Genomic DNA, 399 nt, shown 5'->3' with positions numbered 1-399 from the left:
CATCGCTGCCCAAGTATCTACAGGGCTCGATTCAAAATTTTTTCACGGCGTCTTTGCGATACTCATTTTCGCTGTGGTACCTTTTTTAACAGGAATCCTTTCTTTAAAGAACAAAACAGCTCGGGACTTCTTTGAAGGGAAATCTACCGTATTAATAAAAGATGGAAAGATACTCGAAGACAACTTAAAGAAAGAAAAATATACAAGTGACGAATTACTGGAACTTCTTCGTGGAAAAGATGCCTTCAGCGTAGCTGATGTTGAATTTGCTGTACTAGAACCGAGCGGAGAATTAAATGTATTATTAAAGAAAGATCGCCAACCACTCACAGCAAAAGACATCGGTTTAAAAGTAGCAAACGAAAAAGAACCACAAACTGTTATTATGGATGGCAATGT

Annotated in this window: 1 protein-coding gene; it reads left to right on the top strand. The window is 37.8% G+C overall.

Annotated features, from left to right (window positions below):
• Position 1: 1 nt before the first annotated feature.
• The coding region (locus FOT98_RS25895) for a DUF421 domain-containing protein (protein ID WP_260851141.1) at positions 2–399 on the top strand (398 nt) is incomplete at its 3' end.

It is taken from the genome of Bacillus sp. HY001 (assembly GCF_007558965.1).
Classification (GTDB): Bacteria; Bacillota; Bacilli; order Bacillales; family Bacillaceae_G; genus Bacillus_A; species Bacillus_A mobilis.
This window is presented reverse-complemented; position numbering and strand designations above follow the sequence as displayed.